20 protein-coding genes are annotated in these 20,606 nt (G+C 61.8%); 13 read left to right on the top strand and 7 right to left on the bottom strand.

The features are described from left to right. Position 1 precedes the first annotated feature (1 nt). Positions 2–466, bottom strand: coding sequence for a 50S ribosomal protein L13 (gene rplM, locus ACT6VE_RS06855; RefSeq protein WP_444797848.1), 465 nt, complete (start codon positions 464–466; stop codon positions 2–4). A gap of 229 nt (positions 467–695) precedes the next feature. Continuing rightward, positions 696–1,127 (bottom strand): PaaI family thioesterase, encoded by a 432-nt coding sequence (locus ACT6VE_RS06860; RefSeq protein WP_444797849.1) that lies wholly within the window; start codon positions 1,125–1,127, stop codon positions 696–698. A 141-nt stretch (positions 1,128–1,268) separates the two neighbouring features. On the opposite strand from ACT6VE_RS06860, the gene ACT6VE_RS06865 reads away from it, so the two are divergent. Beyond that, positions 1,269–2,090, top strand: coding sequence for an enoyl-CoA hydratase (locus ACT6VE_RS06865; RefSeq protein WP_444797850.1), 822 nt, complete (start codon positions 1,269–1,271; stop codon positions 2,088–2,090). Between the two features lie 32 nt (positions 2,091–2,122). Then, positions 2,123–2,323 (top strand): methionyl-tRNA formyltransferase, encoded by a 201-nt coding sequence (locus tag ACT6VE_RS06870; RefSeq protein ID WP_444797851.1) that lies wholly within the window; start codon positions 2,123–2,125, stop codon positions 2,321–2,323. A 4-nt stretch (positions 2,324–2,327) separates the two neighbouring features. Here the strand turns inward: ACT6VE_RS06870 and ACT6VE_RS06875 are convergent, their stop codons facing one another. After that, positions 2,328–3,164, bottom strand: a complete 837-nt coding sequence (locus ACT6VE_RS06875; RefSeq protein ID WP_444797852.1) for an EamA family transporter — start codon at positions 3,162–3,164, stop codon at positions 2,328–2,330. 248 nt (positions 3,165–3,412) lie between these two features. Between ACT6VE_RS06875 and ACT6VE_RS06880 the strand changes: the two genes are divergently transcribed. The 4 genes from ACT6VE_RS06880 to ACT6VE_RS06895 all read left to right on the top strand — a co-directional run bounded on the left by ACT6VE_RS06880 (position 3,413) and on the right by ACT6VE_RS06895 (position 6,145). Beyond that, a complete protein-coding gene (locus ACT6VE_RS06880; protein ID WP_444797853.1) occupies positions 3,413–3,850 on the top strand; it encodes a CoA-binding protein in 438 nt (145 codons plus the stop codon). 65 nt (positions 3,851–3,915) lie between these two features. Next, positions 3,916–4,344 (top strand): CoA-binding protein, encoded by a 429-nt coding sequence (locus tag ACT6VE_RS06885; RefSeq protein ID WP_444797854.1) that lies wholly within the window; start codon positions 3,916–3,918, stop codon positions 4,342–4,344. A gap of 115 nt (positions 4,345–4,459) precedes the next feature. Continuing rightward, positions 4,460–5,743: an O-acetylhomoserine aminocarboxypropyltransferase gene (locus ACT6VE_RS06890; RefSeq protein ID WP_444797855.1), complete on the top strand. Its 1,284-nt coding sequence runs from the start codon at positions 4,460–4,462 to the stop codon at positions 5,741–5,743. 57 nt (positions 5,744–5,800) lie between these two features. Continuing rightward, positions 5,801–6,145 (top strand): cupin domain-containing protein, encoded by a 345-nt coding sequence (locus ACT6VE_RS06895; RefSeq protein ID WP_444797856.1) that lies wholly within the window; start codon positions 5,801–5,803, stop codon positions 6,143–6,145. A gap of 58 nt (positions 6,146–6,203) precedes the next feature. On the opposite strand, the gene ACT6VE_RS06900 is transcribed toward ACT6VE_RS06895, so the two are convergent. From ACT6VE_RS06900 to ggt, 3 genes are all read right to left on the bottom strand, one after another. Next, positions 6,204–6,773 (bottom strand): hypothetical protein, encoded by a 570-nt coding sequence (locus tag ACT6VE_RS06900; protein ID WP_444797857.1) that lies wholly within the window; start codon positions 6,771–6,773, stop codon positions 6,204–6,206. Positions 6,774–6,781: 8 nt separating this feature from the next. Beyond that, the gene (locus tag ACT6VE_RS06905) at positions 6,782–8,032 is read right to left on the bottom strand and encodes a cytochrome P450 (RefSeq protein WP_444797858.1); all 1,251 of its coding nucleotides are present in this window, start codon (positions 8,030–8,032) and stop codon (positions 6,782–6,784) included. 64 nt (positions 8,033–8,096) lie between these two features. Then, entirely contained in the window at positions 8,097–9,851 is a 1,755-nt protein-coding gene (gene ggt, locus ACT6VE_RS06910) for a gamma-glutamyltransferase (RefSeq protein ID WP_444797859.1), read from the bottom strand. Between the two features lie 275 nt (positions 9,852–10,126). Between ggt and clpP the strand changes: the two genes are divergently transcribed. The 6 genes from clpP (at position 10,127) to ACT6VE_RS06940 (ending at position 18,493) form a co-directional block, all read left to right on the top strand. Further along, complete coding sequence (gene clpP, locus ACT6VE_RS06915; RefSeq protein WP_444797860.1) at positions 10,127–10,759, top strand: ATP-dependent Clp endopeptidase proteolytic subunit ClpP; 633 nt, start codon at positions 10,127–10,129, stop codon at positions 10,757–10,759. A gap of 33 nt (positions 10,760–10,792) precedes the next feature. Beyond that, positions 10,793–11,158: an MmcQ/YjbR family DNA-binding protein gene (locus ACT6VE_RS06920; protein ID WP_444797861.1), complete on the top strand. Its 366-nt coding sequence runs from the start codon at positions 10,793–10,795 to the stop codon at positions 11,156–11,158. 265 nt (positions 11,159–11,423) lie between these two features. Then, positions 11,424–12,701 (top strand): ATP-dependent Clp protease ATP-binding subunit ClpX, encoded by a 1,278-nt coding sequence (gene clpX, locus ACT6VE_RS06925; protein ID WP_444797862.1) that lies wholly within the window; start codon positions 11,424–11,426, stop codon positions 12,699–12,701. Positions 12,702–13,119: 418 nt separating this feature from the next. Next, complete coding sequence (gene lon / locus ACT6VE_RS06930) at positions 13,120–15,543, top strand: endopeptidase La (protein ID WP_444797863.1); 2,424 nt, start codon at positions 13,120–13,122, stop codon at positions 15,541–15,543. 206 nt (positions 15,544–15,749) lie between these two features. After that, on the top strand, positions 15,750–16,025 hold the full coding sequence (hupB, locus tag ACT6VE_RS06935; protein ID WP_069059143.1) for a DNA-binding protein HupB: 276 nt from the start codon (positions 15,750–15,752) through the stop codon (positions 16,023–16,025). 272 nt (positions 16,026–16,297) lie between these two features. Next, positions 16,298–18,493 (top strand): esterase-like activity of phytase family protein, encoded by a 2,196-nt coding sequence (locus ACT6VE_RS06940; protein ID WP_444797864.1) that lies wholly within the window; start codon positions 16,298–16,300, stop codon positions 18,491–18,493. Positions 18,494–18,610: 117 nt separating this feature from the next. Here the strand turns inward: ACT6VE_RS06940 and ACT6VE_RS06945 are convergent, their stop codons facing one another. Further along, on the bottom strand, positions 18,611–19,105 hold the full coding sequence (locus tag ACT6VE_RS06945) for a MarR family winged helix-turn-helix transcriptional regulator (RefSeq protein ID WP_444797865.1): 495 nt from the start codon (positions 19,103–19,105) through the stop codon (positions 18,611–18,613). Between the two features lie 229 nt (positions 19,106–19,334). On the opposite strand from ACT6VE_RS06945, the gene ACT6VE_RS06950 reads away from it, so the two are divergent. After that, complete coding sequence (locus ACT6VE_RS06950; protein WP_444797866.1) at positions 19,335–20,603, top strand: metallophosphoesterase family protein; 1,269 nt, start codon at positions 19,335–19,337, stop codon at positions 20,601–20,603. Positions 20,604–20,606: the final 3 nt, after the last annotated feature.

Below are 20,606 nucleotides of genomic sequence, written 5' to 3' on the forward strand. Positions count from 1 at the left end.
ATCAGGCGCTCCTTGTGTTCTTGCTGTTCAGCTTGGCGACGTCGAGGGTGACGGGCTGCTGGGCTTCGTGCGGGTGGTTGGCGCCGGCGTAGACACGCAGGTTCTTCATCTGGCGACGACCGAGCGGGCCGCGCGGAACCATGCGCTCAACAGCCTTCTCGAGAACGCGCTCCGGGAAGCGGCCTTCGATGATCTGGCGAGCCGTACGCTCCTTGATGCCGCCCGGGTAACCGGTGTGCCAGTAGTACGTCTTGTCGGAGTACTTCTTGCCGGTGAAAGCGACCTTGTCAGCGTTGATAACGATGATGTTGTCACCGTCGTCGACGTGGGGCGTGAAGGTTGCCTTGTGCTTACCGCGCAGGCGGTTTGCAATGAGGGTAGCGAGGCGACCGACAACGAGGCCTTCGGCGTCGATGAGGATCCACTTCTTCTCTACCTCGGCGGGCTTCTGTACGAAGGTTCCCATGGGAGTAGCTCTTTCTTTAGGGTCCCGGAGCCTTGCGGCCCTGGGCGCTTCTTGTTGCTTGGTTTGGCCCCTTGCGGATGCCAAAAATCGAACGCGGCCCCTGAGGACCGCGATCTGGAGCGGCTTATAAGCGAGAGCCGATAGGGCGTCAAGGGAGGCGATTTGGGCGGCGCCAAAGATAATTCAGTAAAAACAATGCGTTACGAAAGTGGTATTTTGATACCACACATTATCGCGGTGGAATCGAATAGGTCGCGGTGGCATGGGCCACCAGATCGTCGCCGTCCTCGTCGAAAATGGAAGCCTCCACCACCGCCAGCCGCTTGCCGAGTTTGAGAATCCGGCAGGTGCAGAAGAGGGGGCCGGGCTTGGGTTTGCGCAGGAAATTGATGTTGAGATTGGTGGTGACGGCGAGCGCCACCGGGCCGATATGGGCGAGCACCACGCAATAGGCGGCCACGTCGGCAAGCGCGAACAGAGTGGGACCGGAGATCGTTCCGCCGGGGCGCAGGTGCCGTTCGTTCGGAACGAGCCGCATGACGACCATGCCGGGGCCGACCATCGTTACGTCGAAGACCTTGCCGTCGGTATGAATTTGCGGAAAATCGGTTTCAAGGAAGCGGTTTAGCGCTTCCGGATCCATGACCGGCGTCAGTTTCATTGGCTCTCGTCTCCTGTCGTCCGCGTTTACAGACCGATTTGGCGCCCGCGGCAAGCCCCCTCAAAGTCTATGGTGGCATGCTTGAAACCATCTGCGGCCAGGCGTAGGACCGATGGACGAGAGCAACGAAGGAGGCCGGTCATGGCGGATGTGGTATCGTTCAGGAAAGAGGAGTCGGCAGGGCTGTTGCGGGTCGAGCGTTACGAGCCCATCCTGCGGATCACGCTCAGCAACCCGCCCGCCAACGCCCTCTCCATCGCCGTTATGGAGGCGCTGGGTGACGCGCTGGATGCCGTTGCCGCCGATGACGCCATTCGCATCGTCGTGCTTGCCTCGACGGGGAAAGTCTTTTCTGCTGGTCACGATCTCAAGGAGATGACCGCGCGCCGCAGCGACGCGGACGGCGGGCGCGCTTTCTTCGAAAAGACCATGCGCATGGCGGCGGATATCATGCTGAAGATCGCCGCGCTGCCGCAGCCCGTGGTGGCGGAAATCGATGGTCTTGCAACGGCGGCAGGCTGCCAGCTCGTCGCAAGCTGCGACCTTGCCATCTGCACCGACACCTCCACCTTCTGCACGCCGGGCGTCAATATCGGCCTGTTCTGCTCGACGCCGATGGTCGCCGTCACCCGTGCTGCCCACCCCAAGCAGGCGATGGAGATGTTGCTCACCGGCGAGACGATCGACGCCTCGACCGCCAAGGATTTCGGCCTCGTCAACCGCATCGTGCCGCAGCAATATCTCCGCCAGGTCGTCGACAAATACGCTGCCGTCATCGCCGCGAAGTCGTCGCAGGCCCTGCGCATCGGCAAGGCCGCCTTCCGCGCCCAGGCAGGCCTGCCGCTGGCGGACGCCTATGATGTCGCCGTTGCCACGATGGTGGACAACATGTTCGCAGAGGATGCGCAGGAGGGTATTGGCGCCTTTCTCGGCAAGCGCATGCCGGAGTGGGGACAGAAGTAATGGCGAGGATTGCGAGTTTCCAACGAGATCAAATGGAGCGTCTTCAGCTTCATGGCGAAGTCGAAGCAAAGCTATTTGTCCAAGACTACGACGGACGAAAGTTGATGCAGATATCGACCTATGGCCGACCGGACCGCCAGGATGTCGGCAAATTAAGCCAGACCATTCAACTGGACGAAGTCGCTGCTCGTGAGCTTTTCGAAATCATGAAGGCGGAGTTTGGCTTCAAGTAGTCGCTCACGCGAGCTTCAGTACCAGCACGCCCGCCGCAATCACCGCGCCGGCAATGTATCGCCAGATGCTGGCCTTCTCCTTGAGGATGAAAACCGAGATGAGGAGGGCGAAGAGGATGGCGGTTTCACGCAGTGCCGCGACGGTCGCGACGGGTGCCTTGGTCATCGCCCAGAGCGCGAGGCCATAGGAGGCGATTGAACCGACGCCACCGAACAGGCCGCGGGCCCAGTTGTGACGGACATGGTTCCAGACCGGGCGGCTGCCGCGCCTTAAGATTGCCCAGCTGAAAAGCAGGACGGGGGGCAGCAGCGACATCCACAGCGTATAGGAGACAGCGTTGCCGGAGACGCGCGCGCCCGCGCCGTCCACGAAGGTGTAGGTGGCGATGACGGCGGCGTTCGCCAGCGCATAGACGATGGCGCGTCGGCTGCCATGTCGGGACTCGAAGGCCAGCGTCAAGACACCCGCGGAGATGACCAGGACGCCGGCCATGGCGGTGGGCGTGAGATGTTCGCCAAGAATGAAACCACTCGTGGTGGCGACCAATAGCGGTGCGGCACCACGCATCAGCGGATAGACGAGGCCGATGTCGCCCGCCCGGTAAGCTGCTGCGACGAGCTGGAAATAGGCGAACTGAAGGACGGCCGACGTCAGGATGAAAGGCCAGGCATCCGGGTGGGGAAGGGGCACGAAGGCAAGGAAGGCGAGGCCGACCATGCCGCCGCCGAGCGAGACCATCGCGGCATCGAGCGACTTGTCCGTGCCGGATTTGACGAGGGCATTCCAGCTCGCATGCAGGGCCGCGCCGAACAGCACGAGAAAAAGAACGTCTAGCGGCAATCTGGGACCTCGAGGGGGGAAGGCACAGGCGGAAGAAGCGCCTTCATCTGCCCAAAGCCAGGGATTTGCAATCGGGATTTCTAGCAAATCTTGTGATCGGGACGGCAAATTCCGTGATGACTGGCCCGAAACGGAACATGTCCTTCCGGAGGGCGCGCGCAAACACGGTCGTCTTCTTTAACGTTCTGCGCTAGACTATGACTTGGAAGACGAGTGAGAGACGGTCGCGAACGCCGGAGGAGGCAGCGATGAACCACGATCACTATGCCGACAGCTACATCCGCCACATCCTGAAATCCGTTCGCACGATCGCCATGCTTGGTGCATCGCCGAACGACGCGCGGCCGAGCCACGGCGTGATGGGTTTCCTGCTCGGCAAGGGCTACCACGTCATTCCGGTCAACCCGGGCCATGCCGGCAAAACCATCCTCGGGCAGACCGTCTATGCCCATCTCGCCGATATTCCCGAACCGATCGATATGGTCGATGTCTTCCGGGCCGCGAACCAGTTGGGTGCGGTGGTGGACGAGGTTTTGGCCCTTCGTCCTCTGCCATCCGTGCTCTGGGGCCAGTTCACGGTGCGCGACGATGCCGCTGCCGCCCGTGCGGAAGCCGCCGGCCTCCAGGTCGTCATGGATCGCTGCCCGGTAACGGAATATCCGGTATTGATGCTCAAGGCGTCCTGACGGTCGTCAAACATTGACTTCACGTTGCGTTACCCCAATTCTCCCGCGAGAAACGGGAAAGCATCATGAATCACGATTCCTATCCGGACTACTACATCGCCGACATCCTGCGTTCGACGAAGGTCATCGCGCTTGTTGGCGCCTCGCCGAACCCGGAGCGCCCGAGCTATCGGGTCATGGCTTTCCTGCTGCGCAAGGGGTACCGCGTCATTCCGGTCAATCCCGGCCAGGTCGGCAAGGAAATCCTCGGCCAGCCCGTCGTCGGGCGCCTTGCCGATATCGTCGAGCCGGTCGATATGATCGACGTTTTTCGCGCGGCAGATGCGTTGCCGTCAGTCGTCGAGGAGGCGCTGGCGCTCAGCCCCTTGCCAAAGGCGATATGGGGGCAGCTCTCCGTGCGTCACGATGCGGCCGCCGCAACGGCGGAGGCGGCAGGCGTCAAGGTGGTGATGGATCGCTGCCCGGCCATCGAATATCCGCGCCTCGTCGCGTGAAGTTTTCCGGCGTGCAAGACGGATTGTCGCTGCTGCCCTTTTCCAGAAAATCTTTCTTTGACCGGCTCTTATCGCTCTGAAATAGTGCGCCGACTTTAGCCAGGGAGGCCATTTCATGACGAAGAACAAACCCGGATTTTCCACGCTCGCCGTCCACGCCGGCGCACAGCCGGACCCGACGACCGGTGCGCGCGCGACGCCGATCTACCAGACCACCAGCTTCGTTTTCAACGACACGGACCACGCCGCCTCGCTGTTCGGCCTGCAGGCTTTCGGCAATATCTATACCCGCATCATGAACCCGACGCAGGCCGTGCTCGAAGAGCGCGTCGCGGCGCTGGAAGGCGGCACGGCAGCACTCGCCGTCGCCTCCGGCCATGCCGCGCAGCTCCTGGTCTTCCACACGATCATGCGTCCGGGCGACAATTTCATTTCGGCCCGCCAGCTCTATGGCGGCTCGATCAACCAGTTCGGCAATGCCTTCAAGAGTTTCGACTGGCAGGTGCGCTGGGCCGATACCAGTGACCTTTCCTCCTTCGAAAGCCAGATCGACGACCGGACCAAGGCGATCTTCATCGAGAGCCTGGCCAATCCCGGCGGCACCTTCGTCGACATTGCCGGCATTGCCGAAGTGGCGCACCGCCACGGCCTGCCGCTGATCGTCGACAACACGATGGCGACGCCCTATCTCGTTCGCCCGCTGGAGCACGGCGCCGATATCGTCGTGCATTCGCTGACCAAGTTCATGGGCGGCCATGGCAATTCCATGGGTGGCGTCATCGTCGATGGCGGCACGTTCGATTGGACGGCTTCCGGCAAGTACCCCGCGCTGTCCGAGCCGCGGCCGGAATATGGCGGCGTGGTGCTGCATGCGACCTTCGGCAATTTCGCCTTCGCCATCGCCTGCCGCGTGCTTGGCCTGCGTGACTTCGGCCCCGCCATTTCGCCCTTCAATGCCTTCCAGATCCTGACCGGTATCGAGACCCTGCCGCTCAGGATGCAGCGCCATTGCGACAATGCATTCGCCGTCGCCAAGTGGTTGAAGAACCATGAAAAGATCTCCTGGGTCACCTATGCCGGCCTCGACGACGATCCGAACCACGCCCAGCAGCAGCGCTATTCGCCGAAGGGCGCGGGCGCCGTCTTTACCTTCGGCCTGAAGGGCGGCTACGAATCGGGCAAGCGCTTCGTCGAAGGGCTGGAAATGTTGTCGCACCTGGCCAATATCGGCGACACGCGCTCGCTGGTCATCCACCCGGCGTCTACGACCCATCGCCAGCTCACCGAGGAGCAGCAGGTGGCGGCCGGTGCAGGCCCGGATGTCGTGCGGCTGTCGATCGGCATCGAAGACGTCGCCGACATCATCGCCGATATCGAACAGGCGCTGGCCAAGGCCTGATCCTTCCCGGGCGGTCGTAGCGGCCGCCCGTTTTCCCTTCATTGAACGGACAAAATCATGAGCAAGGCGCAACCCTTCGACATTGCCGGCATCGAACCCGAAGTGGGCAAACCGGCCGCGGACCGGCTGATTTCCGGCGATCCGATCTTCACCAGCTGGAACATCGAGGAGGCCGAGGGCGGCATCTATTCCGGCATCTGGCAGTCGACGCCCGGCAAATGGCGCATTCAGTATGACGAGTGGGAGTATTTCCACATCCTCGAAGGCCATTCGATCGTCACCTCCGACGAGGGCGAGGTCTTCTCCCTCAAGGCCGGCGACCGTCTGATCCTGAGACCCGGCTTCAAGGGAAGCTGGGAAGTCGTTGAAACGACTCGCAAGGATTACGTCATCCGTCTCTAGGACGTCGCCGACAAGGCTTTTGCCAGCCCGGGCAGTGCGCACCGGTCCTGTTCGGGGGCTAGGGCGCCGCCTGTAGCGGGAAAAAATTGGCCAGAAACGTCGCGATGCCCAGCGTCCCGGCGAGCGCGAAGCATGTGAAGCCGTAGGTGTCAAAAGGCTGCTTCAGCCGCATTCGGCTGCGGCCTGAACTGGCTTGGTAGAGTAGGAAGCCAGTCAAAAAGACCAGGGCGACGGTTACGCCGGCATGTGGTTGATGGCTGAAGAGACCCACGCGGCCGAGGACGGTGAGGGGCACCGGAACGCCGATGGCGAAGCCCAACAGCATGCTGCCGGTCCCTGATGATTTCGTACCGGACGGTGCCCGATAGAAGCGTGCCACGCCGCCGCCCACCGACGTCAGAATAACCAGGCAGAGGTGCGGAAAAGAAAGGCCCCACGCCAAACTGTCTTCGCGTGTGGATGTCGTGAACAAGACCCAGAGGGCAACGTTGGCGGCTACGAGTGCCAAGAAGGTCCGCTCATCGCCACGCGACCTCAGAAAGCCGGAGGCAAGCGTGGCGATGGGGACGAATAGATAGACCGCGACGAAGACAGTACCGATAATGACGATATTGTCGCCGTGTGCCACTCAGCGCCTCACCATTCCAACTCTAGCGTCTCGAGCCCGTGGAAATGGTAGACATCCTTGACCACGGGCTTTTTCGCGATCTTCAGCCCCGGCAGGCGCTGGAAGAGGATCGGCAGCGCGATGTTCAGCTCCAGCCGGGCAAGCGGCGCGCCGATGCAGAAATGGATGCCGGCACCGAAGGAGAGGTTGGCACCCTCGTTGCGATCCGGCTTGAAGACGAGCGGATCGGAAAACTTCTTCGGATCGAGATTGGCGGCGGCGAGGATCATCGCCACCTTGTCGCCACGCCGGAACTGGATGCCGTCGAGTTCGACGTCCTCCAGCGCGAAACGATCGAAGATATGCACCGGCGCGGAAATGCGCAGGCATTCCTCCACCGTGCGTTCCGTCGTCTTTTCATCGGCAAAGAGCAAAGCCGGGTCGGCATTGTTTTCGAGAATGGTGCGCACGGCATTGCCGATCTGGTGCACCGTCGCCTCGTGCCCGGCATTGAGCAGCACGATGGTGGTGGAGATCAGCTCATCCTCGGTGAGGAGCTGGCCGCGGTGCTCCGTGTGCACCATGTGCGAGAGCAGGTCGTCGCGCGGCTCCGCCCGGCGCTCGGCGATCACGCTGCGCATATAGTCGGAAAATTCCTGCGCCGCCTTGTCGGCGTTGCGTTCGTCCTGCTGCGTGCGGCCGAACATATACATGCGCACATAGGCATGCGACCATTTCAGCAGCTGCGGCCCCATCTCGTCCGGAATGCCGATCATGCGGGCAATCATCGTCACCGGCAGGATATCCGCGAAGGCAGACAGCAGCTCGACATTGCCGTCCTTCTCGAACCGGTCAATCGCCTGGTGGCAGAGGTCGGTGATTTCCGGCGTCAGCCGGTCGATTATGCGCGAGACGAAGGCGCGGTTGACGAGCGTGCGCAGCCGCGTGTGTTCCGGCGGTTCCAGCTCCAGCAGCGACCAGGCTTCCGCCGCATCGAAATGCGCAAGATGCGCCTGCGGCTCGGGCATGCCGAGTTCTTCGCGCGTCGCCACATGCAGGATCTGCCGGCCAAAGCGGCGGTCGCGCATCAGGCCGTTCACATGGTCGTAGCCGGTGAAATACCACATCTTCTGCTCTTCCCACCAGAAGGTGGGACAGTGCGCATGCAGCGCCGCATAGACCGGGTTCGGATCGCGGTAGAAATCAGGATTGCGGCCGTCGAGGGAGACGCGGCGGCTCGCGGGATCGATGGAGAGGAAGGGAAAATCTGTCGTCGTCATGGAGATGACCTAGCGGATTTCGTCGCGCCGTGAAAGCGCGACGATCTCGTGGTCAACAGCCGCATCATTTTCCGATGGCGATACCTTCACGGCGCGGATCGGCGGCCCCCTTGAGGCCATCTGCGGAAAGTTCGATGGCGTGCAGGCCCGAATTCATCTCGCCCACCTTCACCTCGTAGCCGAGGGCCTTCAGCGGTTCGGCGAGTTTTTCGGCGTCTGTGCCGGCTTCGAGGTCGTAGGGGCCGAAACGGTTGATGAGGTGCGGCATGGCGACGATCTGGCCGACATCCATGCCCCAGTCGATATGGGCGATCAGTGCCTGCGCGACATAGCCGATGATCTGGCTGCCGCCGGGCGAGCCGATGGCCAAAAGCGGTTTGCCGTCCTTCAGCACGATCGTCGGCGACATGGAGGAGCGCGGGCGTTTTCCCGGCTCGACGCGATTGGCAACGGGCACGCCGTCGTCATGGGTCTTGAAGGAGAAGTCGGTGAGTTCGTTGTTGAGCAGGAAACCACCGGTCATCAGCCGTGAGCCAAAACCGTTTTCGATGGTCGTGGTCATCGAGACGACGTTGCCTTGCCTGTCGACGATGACGAAATGGCTGGTGGAGGGCAGTTCGATGGCCGCGTCGCGACCAAAGTTGAAGGCGTGGTCCCATTCCGGTTTGCCTGATGTCACCGCGTCGTCGCCAAGCGCCTTGTCGCCGTCGAGCAGCTTGGCGCGTTCGCCGAGATAGGTTTTGTCGATAAGCCCCTTGACCGGGATGGGCATGAAATCCGTGTCGGCGAGGTAGCGTTCGCGGTCGGCGAAGGCCAGGCGCTGGGCGTCGCCGATCAGCCGCCAGCTTTCCGGATTGTCCTTGCCGAGCGCCTTCAGGTCGAAATTCTCCAGCATGCCGAGCATCTGGCCGATGGCAACCGCACCGGAGGAGGGCGGTCCCATGCCGCACACGTCGAGCGCGCGATAGTCGATGCAGACCGGGCGGCGTTCCTCGACGCGGTAATTGGCGAGGTCGGCGAGCGAAAGCACACCGGCATTCTTGCCGGACATGCGCACCGTATCGACGATCGCATCGGCAATCGGGCCGGTGTAGAACGCCGATGCCCCGTCTTGCGCGATTGCAGAGAGCGTTTCGGCATAGGCGGGGTTCTTGAGGACGGTGCCGGCCTTCAATGGCGCGCCGTCGGCGCCGAAGAAATAGGAGGTCGTCGTTTCGAAAGTCTTCAGCTTGTCGCCTTCCGCGGCGATCAGTGTGGCAAGGCGCGGCGAGACGGCAAAACCATCGCGGGCAAGCCCTTCTGCCGATGCGAAGAGGTTTTTCCACTCCTTGCGGCCCCAGCGGTTGTGCGCCTCCTGCATCAGCATGACGGTGCCGGGCGTGCCGACCGAACGCCCGCCGACGACGGCATCGAAGAATTTGAGGGGCTGGCCCGTCTCATCCAGGAAGAGTTTCGGTGTCGCCTCCATCGGCGCGGTTTCGCGACCATCGAGTGTCGTGATGCGCTTGGCGCCGGCATCGTAATAGAGAAGGAAGGCCCCGCCGCCGAGGCCGGAGGATTGCGGCTCAACGAGGCCGAGCACGGTCTGGACGGCAATCATTGCGTCGATCGCGCTGCCGCCTTCGGCAAGGACCTTTTCGCCGGCCGCCGCCGCCAGCGGATGGGCGGCGGCCACCATATGCTCCTTCGCCGTCACGACTTTGGCGGCGGCGAGGCCGGTCGCGCGCTCGGGCGCCACGCTATCCGAGGCCTGCTGGGCTGAAGCGCCTGTCGCGGTCAGGAAAACAAGCCCGAGGGCTGCAAGAGTTCGTATTGTCATGGTTGCCTCCGATAGGTGGAGAATATAGTGCGGGCATTCGAAAACGGCAGATGCGGGGCAGTGTGGGATTCACGCTTTCTTTACCTTGCGGACAGCGCGGTTGTGGAAATCATGGCTCCACGTCGCACCGATTAACCGCATTCTGGCATAGAGCGCCGCAAAACGCGCGTCCGTCTTGAAGTCCGCTACCCTGACACTCTATGTAGGGAAGATGAAACTTGCTGATTCCCAACGCTTGGCGAAGGGGTTCAGGGCCACACCGATGAAGGATTGATATGAGAAATCCCGTAGATACCGCCATGGCTCTGGTGCCGATGGTCGTGGAGCAGACCAACCGCGGCGAGCGTTCCTACGACATTTATTCGCGTCTCCTCAAGGAACGTATCATCTTCCTGACGGGTCCCGTCGAAGATCACATCGCGACACTCGTCTGCGCGCAGTTGCTTTTCCTCGAGGCCGAAAACCCGAAGAAGGAAATCGCGCTCTACATCAACTCGCCGGGCGGCGTGGTTACGTCGGGCATGGCGATTTATGACACGATGCAGTTCATCAAGCCGGCCGTATCGACGCTCTGCATCGGTCAGGCCGCATCGATGGGCTCGCTGCTGCTCGCCGCCGGCCACAAGGACATGCGCTTTGCCACGCCGAACGCCCGCATCATGGTGCACCAGCCGTCCGGCGGGTTCTCCGGCCAGGCGTCCGACATCGAGCGCCATGCCCGCGACATCCTCAAGATGAAGCGCAAGCTGAACGAGATTTACGTCAAGCATTGCGGACGCACCTACGAGGAAGTCGAGCAGACGCTGGATCGCGATCATTTCATGAGCGCGGACGAGGCGAAGGACTGGGGTCTGGTGGACCGCGTCATCACGAGCCGCGAGGCGATCGAGAGTGCCGAGGGGGCGTAAGTATCGACGCTCGATGCAACGCTGCGGAATTCCATGACGCTCGACGAATACAACGCCTTCTGCGCTTCGCTCCCTGCCACGTCACATGTCGTGCAATGGGGCGGGGCGCATGTCTGGAAGGTTGGCGACAAGGTTTTCGCCATCGCCGGGTGGAGCGAGGCGGACCTGCCTGGGGTCACCTTCAAGGTGTCCGAGCTGGCATTCGATATCCTGCGCGAGCAGCCGGGATGCCGTCCGGCACCCTATCTCGCCTCGCGCGGCATGAAGTGGATTCAGCGGCAAACGGGCGAATCAGTGGACGACGCGGCCTTGTGTGACTATCTAAGGGAAAGTCACGGTTTGGTTGCGGCCAAGTTGACGCGCAAGGCGCGCGCGGATCTTGGCTTAAAGCGCGAATGAACGCAATCGTGTGATTTGTAATGATCGTGGGGCTTTATCAGCGCCATAAAGCCGGTAATATTGGCCGTTAATGCTATGTTGATTTGTCACAGTCTAGCATTCGGTGTTTAAGCGGGGAATGCGTTGCGACCGGTTCACGGGCTTGATCCCGGTCCGGTCAGTGCCCCTGGAGCCTTTGAAGGGCGCGAAAGCGTTACCTGTAAGGGCGGTTTGAGTGGTCCGGCCATCTTCCGGGAGATGAGCGGCGTGCTGGAAGGAAAGTGATATGAGCAAGGTCAGCGGCAGCAACGGCGGCGACTCCAAGAATACCCTGTATTGCTCTTTCTGCGGAAAGAGCCAGCACGAAGTCCGGAAACTCATCGCCGGACCGACCGTATTCATCTGCGATGAATGCGTCGAATTGTGCATGGACATCATCCGCGAAGAGAACAAGACCTCGATGGTCAAGTCCCGTGACGGCGTTCCCACGCCCCAGGACATCATCAAGGTCCTCGACGAATATGTCATCGGCCAGCAGCAGGCGAAACGCATCCTGTCGGTCGCGGTGCACAACCACTACAAGCGCCTGGCGCATTCCGCCAAGGGCTCGGACGTGGAACTGGCGAAGTCGAACATCATGCTGGTCGGCCCGACCGGCTGCGGCAAGACCTATCTTGCGCAGACGCTCGCCCGCATCATCGATGTGCCCTTCACCATGGCCGACGCCACGACGCTGACCGAAGCCGGTTACGTCGGCGAAGACGTCGAAAACATCATCCTGAAGCTCCTGCAGTCGGCCGACTACAATGTCGAGCGTGCGCAGCGCGGCATCGTCTATATCGACGAAGTCGACAAGATCTCGCGCAAGTCCGACAACCCGTCCATCACCCGAGACGTATCGGGCGAGGGCGTGCAGCAGGCGCTGCTGAAGATCATGGAAGGCACGGTCGCTTCGGTTCCCCCGCAGGGTGGACGCAAGCACCCGCAGCAGGAATTCCTGCAGGTCGACACGACGAACATCCTGTTCATCTGCGGCGGTGCCTTTGCCGGCCTCGACAAGATCATCTCGGCGCGCGGCGAAAAGACCTCGATCGGTTTTGGCGCACAGGTTCGTTCGCCCGAAGATCGCCGCGTCGGCGAAGTCCTGCGCGAACTGGAGCCGGAAGATCTGGTGAAGTTCGGCCTCATCCCGGAATTCATCGGCCGTCTGCCGGTTCTGGCGACGCTGGAAGACCTCGACGAGGACGCGCTGATCCAGATCCTGTCCGAGCCGAAGAACGCGTTGATCAAGCAGTACCAGCGCCTGTTCGAGATGGAAGACGTCGAACTGACCTTCCACGAAGACGCGCTGCGCGAGATCGCCAAGCGTGCCATCGTCCGCAAGACCGGCGCGCGCGGCCTGCGCTCGATCATGGAGAAGATCCTGCTCGACACGATGTTCGAGCTTCCGACGCTCGAAGGCGTGCGCGAAGTCGTCATCTCGGACGAAGTGGTCAAGGGCTCTGCCCGTCCGCTGTACATCTACTCGGAGCGCTCCGACGAGAAGGCCAACGTCTCGGCCTGATCGTGCCTCCCATGTCGCTTCAGGAAGGACCCGCCCCGGCGGGTCTTTTCGTTTGTGGTCAAACTCGCGACATTTCGTGACTGGCCGCTTGCCGACGGACGGGGCATGATGCCGGACCTGCCATGTATGTAAGACGTTGCGAAACGATGCGTGGCGGGCGAAGATGGAAGACTTCGATTCTGTTTTGCGTATGCTCCGACGACATGCCGGGGGAAGGCCGCAAGTTCCGCAACAGCGCGGAAGACTACACTTCCTTCCGTTGGTTCGTCTGGCCCGATACGGGGTGGGGCACTCCGTTGCCGGGCTTGAAAAAGTGTTAACCGCACGCCACTTGTGGATGGAAAAGATCGCCGGCCCGTTATGCTTTTAGCGCCGACAGGACCGGTTCCCGGAAACGGGACATTTGAAAGGAAATGACATGACGAAAAAGACGTCTGCGCCGCACGATTCCACGGCCTTCCCGGTCCTGCCCCTGCGCGACATCGTGGTGTTCCCGCATATGATCGTTCCGTTGTTCGTCGGCCGCGAGAAGTCGATCCGCGCGCTCGAGGAAGTCATGGGCACCGACAAGCAGATCATGCTTGCGACCCAGATCAATGCTTCCGACGACGACCCGGAAACCGACGCCATCTATCGCATCGGCACCGTCGCCAATGTTCTCCAGCTCCTGAAGCTGCCCGACGGCACCGTCAAGGTGCTGGTCGAAGGCCGCGCGCGTGCCGAGATCGACGGCTACACCGAACGTGAAGAGTTCTACGAGGCGCTGGCCCATGTGGTGGCCGAGCCTGAGGAGGACCCGGTCGAGATCGAGGCGCTGTCGCGCTCCGTGGTCTCCGAGTTCGAGAACTATGTGAAGCTCAACAAGAAGATTTCGCCGGAAGTCGTCGGTGCCGCGAGCCAGATCGAGGATTACTCGAAGCTCGCCGACACGGTCGCCTCGCACCTCTCCATCAAGATCGTCGAGAAGCAGGAAATGCTCGAGACGACGAGCGTCAAGCTCAGGCTTGAAAAGGCGCTCGGCTTCATGGAAGGCGAGATCTCGGTTCTGCAGGTCGAAAAGCGCATCCGCTCGCGCGTCAAGCGCCAGATGGAGAAGACCCAGCGCGAGTACTACCTGAACGAACAGATGAAGGCGATCCAGAAGGAACTCGGCGACGGCGAGGACGGCCGCGACGAGATGGCCGAACTGGAAGAGAAGATCGTCAAGGCCAAGCTCTCCAAGGAGGCCCGCGAAAAGGCGGATGCCGAGATGAAGAAGCTGCGCCAGATGAGCCCGATGTCGGCGGAAGCCACCGTCGTGCGCAACTATCTCGACTGGCTGACCGGCATTCCGTGGGGCAAGAAGTCGAAGATCAAGACCGACCTCAACGCCGCGGAAAAGCTCCTCGACGAGGATCATTTCGGTCTCGACAAGGTCAAGGAGCGCATCGTCGAATATCTCGCGGTGCAGGCTCGCTCGGCCAAGATCAAGGGTCCGATCCTGTGCCTCGTCGGTCCTCCGGGCGTCGGCAAGACCTCGCTCGCCAAGTCGATCGCCAAGGCGACCGGCCGCGAATATATCCGCATGGCGCTCGGCGGCGTTCGTGACGAGGCCGAAATCCGCGGTCACCGCCGCACCTATATCGGCTCGATGCCCGGCAAGGTCATCCAGTCGATGAAGAAGGCGAAGAAGTCCAACCCGCTCTTCCTGCTCGACGAGATCGACAAGATGGGCATGGATTTCCGTGGCGACCCGTCGTCTGCCCTGCTCGAGGTGCTCGATCCGGAACAGAACTCGACCTTCATGGACCACTACCTGGAAGTCGAATACGACCTGTCCAGCGTCATGTTCGTGACGACGGCAAACACGCTGAACATCCCGGCGCCCCTGATGGATCGCATGGAAGTGATCCGCATTGCCGGCTACACGGAAGAGGAAAAGCTGGAAATCGCCAAGCGGCACCTGCTGCCCAAGGCGATCCGCGACCACGCGCTGCAGCCGAAGGAATTTTCGGTCACCGACGATGCGCTTATGGCGGTTGTCCAGCAGTACACCCGCGAGGCGGGTGTGCGTAACCTGGAACGTGAACTGATGAAGCTCGCCCGCAAGGCGGTGACCGAGATCATCAAGGGCAAGTCGAAGAGTGTCGAGGTCACGGCGGAGAACGTCCACGACTTCCTCGGCGTTCCGCGCTATCGCCACGGCGAAGCAGAGGGCGAGGACCAGGTCGGTGTCGTCACCGGTCTTGCCTGGACGGAAGTCGGCGGCGTGCTGCTGACCATCGAAGGCGTCAGCCTGCCGGGTGGCAAGGGCCGCATGACGGTGACCGGCAACCTGAAGGACGTGATGAAGGAATCGATTTCGGCGGCGGCGTCCTATGTCCGCTCGCGCGCCGTCGATTTCGGCATCGAGCCGCCGCGCTTCGACAAGACGGACATTCACGTCCACCTTCCCGAAGGTGCGACGCCGAAGGACGGCCCGTCGGCTGGCATCGCCATGGCAACCGCCATCGTCTCCATCATGACCGGCATCCCGGTCTCGAAGGATGTGGCGATGACCGGCGAAGTGACGCTGCGCGGCCGGGTCCTGCCGATCGGCGGCCTGAAGGAAAAGCTGCTTGCAGCGCTTCGCGGCGGCATCAAGAAGGTGCTGATCCCGGAAGAGAACGCCAAGGACCTGGCGGACATTCCGGACAACGTGAAGAACAGCATGGAGATCGTCCCGGTCTCGCGCATGGGCGAGGTCATCAAGCATGCGCTCGTGCGCCGGCCGGAGCCGATCGAGTGGGACGGAACTGCCGAGGCGGCCAAGGTTCCGGCGGTCGAATCGACCGACGATGCCAATGGCGCGATCGCGCATTGAGCCTTAATGCCGGGTAAACAACCCGGCGTTTTGGAGTGAAACTGGAAAAGACCGGCCTTCGTGCCGGTCTTTTTCGTTGAAAAACGTGTGTAAACCCCGGATTCTCAGGGGATTGCGACGAAATTTTCTTGCGAGGCGAAGGCCGATGCGTATTCTGCCCCCCGACTTGTATGAGTCGTTTCAAACCGTAAGAAAGGGGTGGAAACATGAACAAGAATGAACTCGTATCCTCGGTCGCTGAGAAGTCTGGCCTGTCGAAGACGGACGCAGCATCTGCTGTAGACGCCATTTTCGAGACGATCCAGGGCGAACTCAAGAGCGGCGGCGACGTTCGTCTCGTCGGTTTCGGCAATTTCTCCGTGTCGCGCCGTGAAGCTTCGAAGGGCCGCAACCTTTCGACCGGCGCCGAGATCGAGATCCCGGCCCGCAACGTGCCGAAGTTCTCGGCCGGCAAGGGTCTGAAGGACGCCGTTAACAGCTGATCCGCTGCCGCTGCATCCGTCCTTGGGCCGATCCCGGCTTGAGGATGCGTTCGGCATTTAAAAGCCTGCAGTGTCCTTGCGTGTCATGCGCGATACTGTGGGGGAGGGCGGTTACCCACTCCGCCGCCAATCCTGAATTTCAGGGTCGGGGTCCGGTTCGTCCGGGCCCCCTTTTATTTGCGGTACAGGGCCTGTGCCTGTAGTCGAATTGTCATAGGCCTGTAACACGGAAGCCTCAGAACCGCCGGGTTCCTTTTGACCCGGAGGCTTTCATGAAAACCCGTTCGCTCACTGCTGCCCTGGCAGCGGTCCTCGCCGCATCGGTGGCCCCTGCCGCCAGCGCCGAGCCTGTATTCAATCGCATTGCATCCTTCGCCGTTGCCGAGAACCTGCCGGAAGGCAAGGACAAGGCGACGCCAACCTCGGCTGAAATCATTGCCGCATCCGAGGATGGCAACACGCTGGTCTATTCCGACAGCCCGAACAAGGCGATCGGCTTCATCGACATTACCGATGCGAAGGCCCCGAAGGCTGGCGGCACCGTCGCCTTCGAAGGCGAGCCCACCTCGGTAACGATTGCCGGCGGCAAGGCGCTCGTCGCGATCAACACCCGCGAAAGCTTCGTCAAGCCGTCCGGCGTCCTCGCCCAGGTCGACGTGGCCTCGAAGGCCATCGACACGACCTGCGATCTTGGCGGCCAGCCGGATTCGATTGCCCTCAACAAGGACAAGACGATCGCCGCGATCGCCATTGAAAACGAGCGCGACGAAGAGGTCAATGACGGCGCCATCCCGCAGATGCCGGCCGGTGACCTCGTTCTCCTCTCGCTCAAGGACGGCGTCGTCGATTGCGGCTCGATCAAACACGTCACGCTGACCGGCCTTGCCGACGTTGCCGGTGACGACCCGGAGCCGGAATTCGTCGCCTTCAACGGCCTGGACGAGATTGCGCTGACGCTCCAGGAAAACAACTATATCGTCATCATCGACGGCAAGACGGGCGAGGTGAAAAACCACTTCTCTGCCGGCAGCGTCAGCCTTGAAGGCGTCGATACCAAGAAGGACGGTGCCCTCAAGTTCACCGGCGAGATGAAGGACGTCGCCCGCGAGCCCGACGCCGTGAAGTGGCTGGACGACAACCGCTTCGTCGTTGCCAACGAAGGCGACTGGAAGGGCGGCGCGCGCGGCTTCACGATCTTCGACAAGACCGGCAAGGTCGTCTACGAGAACGGCGCCGGCTTCGAGCGCGAGATCGCCAAGATCGGCCACTACCCGGACAAGCGCAACAAGAAGGGCGTCGAGCCGGAAGGCCTGGAAGCCGCCAAGTTCGGTGACGACAACCTGTTCTTCGTGCTCGCCGAGCGTGCCTCCATCGTCGGCGTCTACAAGGACACTGGTGCCGAGCCTGAGCTTCTTCAGCTCCTACCGTCGGGCGTCGGTCCGGAAGGCGCCGTCGCCATTCCGAGCCGCAATCTCTTCGTGACCGCCAACGAAACCGACCTCGTCGAAGACGGCGGCGCCCGTTCGCACGTCATGATCTACGAGCGTGCGGAAGGCGAAGCCGCCTATCCGCAAATCGTCTCCACCGAAAAGGACGGCGAACTGATCGGTTTTGGCGCGCTTTCGGGCCTCGCTCCGGTCAAGGACAAGCCGGGCATGCTCTATGCCGTCAACGATTCCTTCTACGCTTCGCAGCCGACGGTCTTCACGATCGACGCAACCGCCAAGCCGGCGAAGATCGTCGATGCCCTGCGCATCACGCGCAACGGTGCTGCCGCGCAGAAGCTCGACAGCGAAGGCCTGACGCCGGACGGCGAGGGCGGCTTCTGGCTTGCCAATGAAGGCGATGCCGACAAGCTCGTCGGCCATGCCATCATCCATGTGAACAAGAAGGGCGAGATCGAGAAGGAAATCGCCATTCCCGCCGAACTGCGTGCCGGCGAGAAGCGCTTTGGTTTCGAAGGTATCACCAGCGTTGGCGAAGGCGACGACCAGGTTCTCTGGATGGCCATGCAGCGCGAATGGGGTGATGACGAAAAGGGTTTTGTGAAGCTCGTCTCCTACAAGCCGTCGTCGGAAGAGTGGGGCGCCGTGCGCTATCCGCTCGAAAAGACCGAAAGCGGCTGGGTCGGCCTTTCCGAAATCACGGCGAACGGCGACTACGCCTATATCATCGAGCGTGACAACCTGATCGGTCAGGCCGCCAAGCTGAAGAAGCTCTACCGCGTGGCGCTTGCCGACCTGAAGCCGGCCAAGCTCGGCGGTGACCTGCCGGTCGTGAAGAAGGAAGAGGTTCGTGACTTCATTCCCGACCTGAAGGGCGCCACCAACGGCTTCGTCGTCGACAAGGTCGAAGGCTTCACCATCGACGCCGCCGGCAACGGCTTCGTCGTGACCGACAATGACGGCGTTGACGGTTCGTCCGGCGAGACGCTGTTCTTCGGTATCGGCCCGATGAACGCGATGTAAACACCAGAGCGCCGCGCCTCTTTCTCGTGGAAGAGGCGCGGCATCTGGCGGTATGCCAAAATGAAAAGGCCGGGATCTCGCGATCCCGGCCGTCTCTATTTCATAAGGTCGGCGGGCTTAGCCGACAGCTTGCAAAGGACGAACGGGTGCCGCGTCGGCGCCACCCTCGGTCTTGTCTCTTTCCCGCTGCAGCGCGTCGGTCTTCTCGCTGAGACAGCCGATAATGTCCTTGAGCTGCTGCTTCTGTTCCTCGGTGAGGACGTTGAAGATCGCCTCGATCATTTTGTGCTGCGGCTGCTGGGCGGCGGAAATCACCGTCCGGCCGGTATCCGTAATCGAGACGATCTTGGCGCGACGGTCCTTCGGATCCGGCTCGCGCTTGACCAGCTTGTCACGCTCGAGACCATCGATCGCTTCCGTCACCGTGCGGGGGGCGAAACCAAGTGCGCAGGCAATATCCGTCGACCGCTGCGGGCCCTGACATTCCAGAAGAAGCAGGAACTTGCTGCGGGCGAGCGATACACCTTCGTCCATCATGCACTCGTTCACCAGGCGACTGACCTGATGGTAGAGTTTGAACATGCCCTGGGAGATTTCTATCGTACTATTCATGAGGGGAAATATAGGTATTATGAGGGACCATGTCAAATGATTGTGAAGGTTTTCAGATAATTTGATCATAGATATTGAACGATCACTGTAAACGCGAACAGTCAGGCAACGGACGTTTTTCCTGTTCCTTCTCCGGCCTTTTCAGGGAGGATCGATTTCTTTCCTGCATAACCCGGCGGACGTTGCTGCAAGCATTGACCGGCAGGAGGGCTGAGGCGATTGTCCGGCCATGCCTTTCCGCTTCATCCACACCGCAGACCTCCACCTCGATTCACCGCTCACCTCGCTCGCTTTGCGCAACGCCGAGCTCGGCGATCTCGTGCGTGGCGCGACGCGCAAGGCGCTGGAGCGCATCGTTGATCTCGCCATTTCGGAGGAGGTCGAGGCCGTCATCATCGCCGGCGACCTCTATGACGGCTCGCAGACCTCGATGGCGACGGCGCTCTTCCTGATGGGCCAGATGCGCCGGCTGGAGGCGGCCGGCATCCGGGTCTACCTCATTCGCGGCAACCACGATGCGCAGTCGCAGATCACCCGCGAACTGACCTTCCCGCCGAACGTGCACGTCTTCGACGGTCGCGGCAAACCGGTGAAAGCGGGCGCACTCGGCAACGGCCGGGAGATTCACATCCACGGCGTCAGTTTTGCCCAGCCGCATGCACCCACCTCGCTGCTGCCGACCTATCGCGGGCCGGTGGCGGATGCCGTCAATATCGGCCTCATGCACACCAGCCTCGCCGGCGCGAGCAGCCACGATCCCTATGCGCCCACGAGCATCGCCGACCTCTCCGCCCATGGTTTCGACTACTGGGCGCTCGGCCATATCCATCAGCGGCGGGTGCATCTGGAAAAGCCGTGGATCGTCATGCCCGGCAATCCGCAGGGCCGCGACATCAATGAGGGCGGACCGAAAGGCGTGACGCTCGCGACCGTCGCGGAAGACGGCACGATCACCTGCGAGGAGCGCGGGGTTGCCGTCGCGGTGTTCGAGCGACTGACGCTTGATCTTTCCGGCATCGACGATTGGCGCGGCATGCTCGACCGTGCCGAAGCCGTTCTGGCGCGGGCGAGGGAGGCTGCCGCTTGCACGCATCTCGTGGCGCGCCTTCTCCTGACCGGTGCCACGCCGCTTGCCTGGCGCCTGCGCCGTGATGAGGATCTGTTGCTGGGCGAATTGCAGAACCTCTCCGCCTCGCTTGGCGAATGCTGGATCGAGGCGGTGGAACTTGCCGTTTCCTTGCCGCTGGCGACGAGCAATGCCGATGCGGGACCGGTCACCGAGCTTTCGCGCCTGATGCATGAGGATGTGGTGCAGAGCCACGCGTTTCGCGAGGAACTGCGCGAGACCGTGACCGACCTCCTGCGCCAGCTGCCGAAGGAAGCCCGTAGCCTGCTGGCAGCTGATGAGATGGCGGAGGAGGCGTTGCTCTCCGATCTCGCCCTCCAGGGCTCCGATGCCGTGCTTGCCCGCCTTGGCGGCGACGGCGAGAGGACGTAGACG

The sequence above is a fragment of the Shinella sp. genome (assembly GCF_052438155.1).
GTDB lineage: Bacteria > Pseudomonadota > Alphaproteobacteria > Rhizobiales > Rhizobiaceae > Shinella.

Bases quoted from the DNA above. Each gene is read 5' to 3' on its own strand.
- rplM (WP_444797848.1), bottom strand. From the start codon at position 466: ATGGGAACCTTCGTACAGAAGCCCGCCGAGGTAGAGAAGAAGTGGATC.
- ACT6VE_RS06860 (WP_444797849.1), bottom strand. From the start codon at position 1,127: ATGAAACTGACGCCGGTCATGGATCCGGAAGCGCTAAACCGCTTCCTT.
- ACT6VE_RS06865 (WP_444797850.1), top strand. From the start codon at position 1,269: ATGGCGGATGTGGTATCGTTCAGGAAAGAGGAGTCGGCAGGGCTGTTG.
- ACT6VE_RS06870 (WP_444797851.1), top strand. From the start codon at position 2,123: ATGGAGCGTCTTCAGCTTCATGGCGAAGTCGAAGCAAAGCTATTTGTC.
- ACT6VE_RS06880 (WP_444797853.1), top strand. From the start codon at position 3,413: ATGAACCACGATCACTATGCCGACAGCTACATCCGCCACATCCTGAAA.
- ACT6VE_RS06885 (WP_444797854.1), top strand. From the start codon at position 3,916: ATGAATCACGATTCCTATCCGGACTACTACATCGCCGACATCCTGCGT.
- ACT6VE_RS06890 (WP_444797855.1), top strand. From the start codon at position 4,460: ATGACGAAGAACAAACCCGGATTTTCCACGCTCGCCGTCCACGCCGGC.
- ACT6VE_RS06895 (WP_444797856.1), top strand. From the start codon at position 5,801: ATGAGCAAGGCGCAACCCTTCGACATTGCCGGCATCGAACCCGAAGTG.
- ACT6VE_RS06905 (WP_444797858.1), bottom strand. From the start codon at position 8,032: ATGACGACGACAGATTTTCCCTTCCTCTCCATCGATCCCGCGAGCCGC.
- ggt (WP_444797859.1), bottom strand. From the start codon at position 9,851: ATGACAATACGAACTCTTGCAGCCCTCGGGCTTGTTTTCCTGACCGCG.
- clpP (WP_444797860.1), top strand. From the start codon at position 10,127: ATGAGAAATCCCGTAGATACCGCCATGGCTCTGGTGCCGATGGTCGTG.
- ACT6VE_RS06920 (WP_444797861.1), top strand. From the start codon at position 10,793: ATGACGCTCGACGAATACAACGCCTTCTGCGCTTCGCTCCCTGCCACG.
- clpX (WP_444797862.1), top strand. From the start codon at position 11,424: ATGAGCAAGGTCAGCGGCAGCAACGGCGGCGACTCCAAGAATACCCTG.
- lon (WP_444797863.1), top strand. From the start codon at position 13,120: ATGACGAAAAAGACGTCTGCGCCGCACGATTCCACGGCCTTCCCGGTC.
- hupB (WP_069059143.1), top strand. From the start codon at position 15,750: ATGAACAAGAATGAACTCGTATCCTCGGTCGCTGAGAAGTCTGGCCTG.
- ACT6VE_RS06940 (WP_444797864.1), top strand. From the start codon at position 16,298: ATGAAAACCCGTTCGCTCACTGCTGCCCTGGCAGCGGTCCTCGCCGCA.
- ACT6VE_RS06945 (WP_444797865.1), bottom strand. From the start codon at position 19,105: ATGAATAGTACGATAGAAATCTCCCAGGGCATGTTCAAACTCTACCAT.
- ACT6VE_RS06950 (WP_444797866.1), top strand. From the start codon at position 19,335: ATGCCTTTCCGCTTCATCCACACCGCAGACCTCCACCTCGATTCACCG.